Source organism: Desulfobaculum sp., assembly GCF_054921475.1.
The window spans coordinates 1-6,822 of record NZ_JBUDSW010000205.1; the positions used below are offsets into that span (position 1 = coordinate 1).

General features: G+C 64.6%; 7 protein-coding genes and 1 pseudogene. All 8 read left to right on the forward strand.

The genetic code is table 11. The annotated features are described in order from the left end of the window. Positions 1 to 529 (forward strand): 3-dehydroquinate synthase II (locus ACY69P_RS12530; protein ID WP_462327713.1); only part of this gene is annotated, 529 nt, incomplete at its 5' end. 2 nt (positions 530 to 531) lie between these two features. Beyond that, a complete protein-coding gene (gene pheA, locus ACY69P_RS12535; protein WP_459901618.1) occupies positions 532 to 1,665 on the forward strand; it encodes a prephenate dehydratase in 1,134 nt (377 codons plus the stop codon). 35 nt (positions 1,666 to 1,700) lie between these two features. Continuing rightward, positions 1,701 to 1,925: a DUF2283 domain-containing protein gene (locus ACY69P_RS12540; protein WP_404843822.1), complete on the forward strand. Its 225-nt coding sequence runs from the start codon at positions 1,701 to 1,703 to the stop codon at positions 1,923 to 1,925. A gap of 17 nt (positions 1,926 to 1,942) precedes the next feature. Then, positions 1,943 to 3,295, forward strand: a complete 1,353-nt coding sequence (locus ACY69P_RS12545) for a 3-phosphoshikimate 1-carboxyvinyltransferase (protein WP_462327714.1) — start codon at positions 1,943 to 1,945, stop codon at positions 3,293 to 3,295. A gap of 12 nt (positions 3,296 to 3,307) precedes the next feature. Beyond that, positions 3,308 to 4,072 carry a prephenate dehydrogenase/arogenate dehydrogenase family protein gene (locus tag ACY69P_RS12550; RefSeq protein ID WP_462327715.1) on the forward strand — a complete coding sequence of 255 codons (765 nt, stop codon included), beginning with the start codon at positions 3,308 to 3,310 and terminating at the stop codon, positions 4,070 to 4,072. Positions 4,073 to 4,274: 202 nt separating this feature from the next. Continuing rightward, the gene (locus ACY69P_RS12555) at positions 4,275 to 5,690 is read left to right on the forward strand and encodes an anthranilate synthase component I family protein (protein ID WP_462327716.1); all 1,416 of its coding nucleotides are present in this window, start codon (positions 4,275 to 4,277) and stop codon (positions 5,688 to 5,690) included. Beyond that, positions 5,674 to 6,288: an anthranilate synthase component II gene (locus ACY69P_RS12560; RefSeq protein ID WP_459900458.1), complete on the forward strand. Its 615-nt coding sequence runs from the start codon at positions 5,674 to 5,676 to the stop codon at positions 6,286 to 6,288. The genes ACY69P_RS12555 and ACY69P_RS12560 overlap by 17 nt, the downstream gene beginning before the upstream one ends. A gap of 39 nt (positions 6,289 to 6,327) precedes the next feature. Next, positions 6,328 to 6,822, forward strand: a pseudogene (locus tag ACY69P_RS12565) (anthranilate phosphoribosyltransferase); the annotation flags it as partial.

Sequence of the window (6,822 nt, forward strand, 5' to 3'; positions counted from 1 at the left end):
CACGGTCACGGCAGTGGAGCAGGCGGGCCTTGGGCACCGCGTGTGCGTGGATACCCTGAGCATGCTGAAGACCGGCCAAGGCATGCTGGTTGGCAATTCCAGCGCCTTTACCGTGCTGGTGCATGCGGAGACGGAGTCCAACCCGTATGTTGCGGCGCGTCCTTTCCGTGTAAATGCCGGCGCGGTCCATGCCTATGCCGCCATGCCCGGCGACAAAACCAATTACCTTGAAGAGCTGCAGGCTGGGTCGCAGGTGCAGGTGGTGGATGCCTCCGGCAAAACCTCCCTTGCCACGGTGGGCCGGGTGAAGGTTGAAGTCCGCCCCATGCTGCTGGTGACGGCGCGGACCAAGGCCGGCGCAGAGGGCAAAATCTTTCTCCAGAACGCGGAAACCATCCGCGTGGTGCGCCCGGACGGAAGCCCTGTTTCCGTGGTGGAGCTGGCCCCGGGTGATGAAATCCTTGTTCGGACGGACGCGGCGGGCCGCCATTTCGGCATGCGCATTCAGGAAGAGATCAAGGAAGGCTGATGATGGGCGACGCCATGGAGAAGAGCGGCGCGAAGGAGCGCCTTGGCGAGCTCCGCCGCGAAATCGACGCCATAGACGAAGCACTGGTGGCGCTCCTCAACCGCCGGGCGGGCTGCTCGCTGGAGGTTGGGCAGATTAAGCAGGGCTCTGGCGACTGCGTGTTCAAGCCCCTGCGGGAGTTGCAGGTCATGGAGCGCCTGCTGGTGCATGCCGACGCCCTGCCGGAGCGCCATTTGCGCGCCATCTACCGCGAGATTTTTTCGTCCAGCCGCCGGCTCCAGCACCCGCAGCGGGTGGCCTACCTCGGCCCCGAGGGCACGTTCTCGTACTTTGCGGGCATTGAATTTTTGGGCCACAGCGCGGACTACATGCCCCAGCAGGACCTGGAGGGCGTGTTCCGGGCGGTGAGCTCGGGCGAATGCGGCCTTGGCGTTGTGCCGCTGGAGAACTCCCTCCATGGCACCGTGGGCCAGAGCCTTGATTTGTTCCTGCGCTTTGACGTGCGCATCCAGAGCGAGCTGTACTGCAAAATCAGCCACAGCGTTTTGGGCGCGGCGCAGAAGCTGGGCGACGTGAAGCGGGTGTACTCGCACCCGCAGCCCCTTGCCCAGTGCGCGCGCTGGTTGCGCGGCAACTTGCCAAACGCTGTGCTGGTGCCTGTGGAAAGCACAGCCGCTGCCGCATCCCGCGTGCAGGACGACCCGGAGGCCGTGGCCATCGGCCATAAGCGCCTTGGCGATATCTTCGACCTGAACGTTCTGGTCGAGGGCATTGAGGACCTGCCGGATAACTGGACACGGTTTGTGGTGATTGGTCAGGGGCAGGAGACGGGCGAAGGGCGCGACAAAACGTCGCTCCTCTTCACCCTGCCGGATAAGCCCGGCGCGCTGTCCGGCGTGCTGGATGTGTTCACCCGCCACGGCGTGAACATGAAGAAGCTGGAATCGCGCCCCATGCGGGGCGAAAAATGGAAGTATGTGTTTTTTGTGGATGCGCAGTGTGATTTGGAACGCAGCGACTTTGCCCATGTCTTGACGGAAGTGGAAGAGCGCTCAACCACCATGCGCATTCTGGGGTGCTACCCGGAGGGAGAGTCCTTTGACGTCTCCTCGCAACCCGGGCCGGACGCACCGTAAAAAATATTCGCATTTCGCAAAGGGAGAAGAAGGGAATGAAGGTCAACTACGACGAACAGAAGGACGTCCTACGTATCGTCCTCTCCGGAACGCCGGTCCGCCGGTGTGACCATGAAAAGCCCGGCGTGGTGCTGGGCTATGGCGGGGACGGAACGCTGGTGAATCTGGAAATCCGCGACGCGTCGCGCAAGATAGACAATCCACGCAGTGTGGATATCGCCATGAACGGGCGCAGCGTGCACGGCATGCGCCTTCTGTAACGTTGGAGAAGACGTCCATGCATATTTCTCATGCCACCGTCCGAGTCAAGGCTCCGGCCAGCAAGTCCATGTCGCACCGCGCCGTCATCGCAGCGGCGCTGGCGCAGGGACAGAGTCGGCTGACCGGGGTTTTGGATAGCGTGGACCTCGACCGGACGATGGACTGCCTGCGCGCCTGCGGGGCGACCATCGAACGCCGTGGCGACAGTGTCGTCGTGGATGGGGTTTCAGGCCTGCCCCGTGGTGGGGAGAACGAACCGGCGAACTTGAACGTACACGAATCGGGCACGACCTGCCGTTTGATGACTGGTGTTGTCGCGGCGGGCAGAGGACGCTTTCGCCTCCACGGAGCGCCCCGCATGCACGAGCGCCCAATCGGTGCGCTTGCGAATGTGCTTGAAGACCTCGGCGCGCAGTTCGTTTGGGAAGGGAAAAAGGGGTTTCCGCCGTTCGTTCTTTCCGCCTCGGGCTTTCCGGGCGGCTCGGTCACCGTTGATGCCGGGGAGAGCAGTCAGTACCTCTCCGGCGTGCTGCTGGCCGCAGCGTGCGCCCGCGAGACGACAACCGTCGCCCTTGGCGGCGAGAAGGTCGTGTCGTGGCCGTATGTGGCATTGACGCTGCAGATTCTGGACGACTTCGGCATTGATGTGCGCGTGCAGACCCGCAGCGAAGGCGGCCAATGGGCCGACACCGACTGGCGGGATATGGACGCCGCACGCCCCGGCCATGTGCGTTTTGTGGTGCAGCCTGGCGCTTATGTCAGCGGCGATTATGCCGTTGAGGGCGACTGGAGCAACGCGTCGTACTTTCTTGCGGCGGGGGCTGTTGGGCCGCACCCGGTACAGGTGAGCGGTCTGCGTATGGACTCCCTGCAGGGCGACCGCGCCATGCTGGACATCCTTGGCCTGATGGGCGCGCGCATTACGTGGTCTGCGGACGGCGTGCTGGTTGCGCCGCCGGTCTCCGGCGGCCTGCGCGGGGTGACGGTGGACATGGGCTCGTGCCCGGACATTGTGCCCACTGTGGCTGTTGTGGCGGCCCACGCCACGTCGCGGACCGTCATCACTGGCGCGGCGCATCTGCGCATTAAGGAATGCGACCGCCTTGACGCCACGGCTACGGAACTCGCCAAGGTGGGCGCCAAGGTCACGACCACGGATGACGGGCTCATCATTGACCCGGCTCTCATCCGTCCCGGCGCGGTGGACCTTGCCACCTACGGCGACCACCGCATTCCTATGAGTCTGTCCGTGCTGGAGCTGTCCGGCGTTGTGCCGCACTTTGATACGCCGGAGTGTGTTTCCAAATCGTTTCCCGGTTTCTGGGACGAATGGGCTGCTGTCCGCCATGTTGCGGGCCGCGCTGAATAGAGAATGAAGAGTATGCAGATAGAAAGCCTCCTTGTCGTCGGCAGTCAGGGCCGAATGGGACAGCTGTTCATGCAGCGGGCCGAGTCGTGTGGACTTGGCGTGCGCGGCGTGGACAGGCCACTGTCCCGCTCTGCCGTGGCCGAAGCCGCGCGCGGTGCGGACCTTGTGCTGTTGGCGGTTCCTGCCTCCGCCATGCAGGAGGTCGCCGCGCTGTGCGCGTCCGTGATGACGCCGCCGCAGATTCTGGCGGACATCTGCTCCGTGAAGGTGGCGCCCGTGGCGGCCATGATGGCCGTCTACGACGGCCCCGTTGTGGGGACGCACCCGCTCTTTGGCCCCGCGCCCAGCGCGGAGGACAGGCGCGTGGCCGTGGCCGGTGGCCGGGGCGACGCCGAGCGCGATGCGGTGCAGGCCTGCTTTGCCCGCATGGGCTTTGACTCCTTCATGACCACGGTGGACGAGCACGACAGCGCCATGGCGGCCATTCAGGGCCTCAACTTCGTGACCACGGTGTCGTACTTTGCGGCGCTGGCCGGACGCGAGGAACTGGAAAAATTCATCACTCCCTCCTTCAACCGCCGCCTTGATGCGGCCCGCAAGATGCTGACCGAGGACGCCGAGCTGTTCTGCGGTCTTATGGACGTGAATCCGCACACGCAGGAGAGCGTGCGCGCGTTTCGTTCCATGCTCAACATCGCCGCTGGTGGCGACATTGAACTGCTGGCCGAGCGGGCCAATTGGTGGTGGCGTCGTGATACCCTTGGGGGAGACGTGTAACCTTTTGCCAGCCGTCATATCGGCGCACCACCAGAAAAAAGGCCGCATCCCCCCTCCGGGATGCGGCCTTTTTTCATGCCGCGCCGGGGGTGGATGCGCAGGGCGGGGCCGCCGTGTGATGGATGCGAATATCGGGTAGAATGGGGCGGGGGACCACCCGCCAAAGCAGAACGTCAAGACCGCAGCACTCGCGGAGGACAGCATGAGCAGCATATCGGTACGGCAGCACGGCAAATGGATGCCTGCGGACATACAGACCCCCATCAGCCTTTTCCTTGGGTTGGTGGGGCAGCGGCAGGGCATCCTGCTGGAAAGCGCGCAGGTGGATGGCCGCCACGGGCGCTACAGCATTGTGGCATGGAATTTTGCCCTGCGCCTGTCCTGCGACGGCGGCAAGCTGAAAATTGGCGTGCGCGACCCGCGCTTTGAGCCGCTGCGCGAGCTGGCGGACATGCCCTATATGGACGGCGTGCGCGAGGCCATGCGCCGCATTGAAATCACGCCGGAGGAAGGCTTTGAGGACCTGCCCGCCATCACGCGCGGGCTGGTGGGCTACTTCGGCTACGGCGCGGCGGGCATGTTTGAGCCCAAGCTCGCCGAGGTCCTGCACCCCGAGGACGCCGAGGCCTGCCTTGTCCTGCCCGGCAACGTGGCGATCTTTGACCACCTGCGCAGCCGTCTGTGCCTGCTGACGCTGCATCCCGGTGTGAAGCCGCAGGTGGATATGAAGGCCGTGGCCCGCGCCGCCGTGAATCCGGACATCGGCGAAACCAGCGTGCACCCCGGCAAGCGCGACTATATGCGCAGTGTGGAGCGGACCATAGACCTCATCAAACAGGGCGAATGCATCCAGACGGTGCTGTCCACGCGCTTTTCCGCGCCATTTTCGGGCGACGCCTTTGTGCTGTACCGCCGCCTGCGGCAGGTGAATCCCTCGCCGTATCTGTTCTTTATGCGGCTGCCGGGCATTGAGCTGTTTGGCTCGTCGCCGGAACTCCTTGTGCGGTGCGACGACGGGGAGCTTACCACCTGTCCCATCGCCGGAACGCGAAAGCGCGGGGCGACGCCTGCTGAGGACGCGGCGCTGGCCGAAGAGCTTCTTGCCGACCCCAAGGAGCGCGCCGAGCACGTGATGCTGGTGGACCTTGGCCGCAACGACCTTGGCCGCATTGCCACGGCCGGAAGCGTGAGCGTGGATTCCTTCATGCAGGTGGAGCGCTTTTCCCACGTGATGCACCTGACTTCGTATGTGAGCGCGCGCCTTCGCGAGGGGCTGGACGCCCTTGACGTGTTGGCGTCGGCATTTCCGGCGGGCACGGTATCCGGCGCGCCCAAGGTGCGGGCCATGGAAATCATCGCGGACATGGAGCCGCAGGCGCGCGGGCCGTATGCTGGCGCTATCGGCTGGGTCGGCCTCGACAAAGGGCGCGTGGATATGGACACGGGCATCACCATCCGCAGCATGTGGGTGCGCGACGGCACCCTGCATTGGCAGGCCGGGGCGGGCATTGTGTTCGATTCCGACCCGGAGCGCGAATGGGAGGAGTGCGCCAACAAGGCGCGCGTATTGGGAGAGATACTCAAAGGACGCGGAGGCGGCGATGTTCTTGCTGATTGATAACTACGATTCCTTCACCTTCAATCTGGTGCAGGCGTTTCAGCGGCTTGGGCGTGCGCCCCTTGTGCTCAAAAACGACGACCCCCACGTCCTCGAACTGGCGGACAGCGGCGAGGTAACCAGCGTGTGCCTGTCCCCGGGGCCGAGTTGTCCGGCCAACGCCGGGCTGTGCCTCGAATTCCTCGGGCGGCTTGATCCGGCGGTGCCGGTGCTTGGGGTGTGCCTTGGGCATCAGGTGCTGGGCGAGTATGCCGGCGCGCCCGTGGTGCAGGCAGGGCGCATTATGCACGGCAAGGTGTCGGACATCACCCACGACGGCCAAGGGCTGTTTGCGGACATGCCGAATCCGGTAACGGTTGGGCGCTACCACTCCCTCATTGTGGATGTGGAAAACGCGGCGCCCGAGGCCAAACAGCGGCTGGTGGTCACCGCCCGCACGGAAATGGGCGAGGTTATGGGCATCCGCTATGTGGACAGGCCATGGGTGGGCGTGCAGTTCCATCCTGAATCCATGCTCACTCCGGAAGGGCTGGCGCTGCTGGCGCGGTTTCCCGAGGGGCTTGTCAGTACACCGCACGCGGCGCGCGCCGGTGCGTAGAAAAACGCTATTCGCAGAAGGAAGGGAATCATGACAGGGATGCACATGGCCGAAGTGTTGGAACTTCTGGCGTTTCATAAGGATTTGCCGCAAGAGATGGCCGAGGAGAGCTTCCGCCGCCTGATGGATGGCAGCATGACGCCGGCGCAGGCCGGGTCGTTTCTCATGGGCCTCAAGACCAAGGGCGAGACGTCTCTTGAACTGACGGCGGCGGTGCGCGCGGCCCTTGAGCAGGCGCGGCTGGTGCCGGGGCTGACCGGCAAGCGCATCGACACCTGCGGCACGGGCGGCGACGGGCAGTGCAGTTTCAATTGCTCCACGGCGGTGGCCCTGACCCTTGCGGGCATGGGGTACGACGTGGTCAAGCATGGCAACCGTTCCGTCTCCAGCACCTGCGGCAGCGCGGACGCGCTGGAGGCCCTTGGGCTGTCGCTGACAACGGAGCCGGACGCCGTGGCCGGGGAGCTTGCGGAGCGGCATTTCGCCTTTTTGTTTGCTCCAGGCTACCATCCGGCGTTTAAGCACGTGATGCCG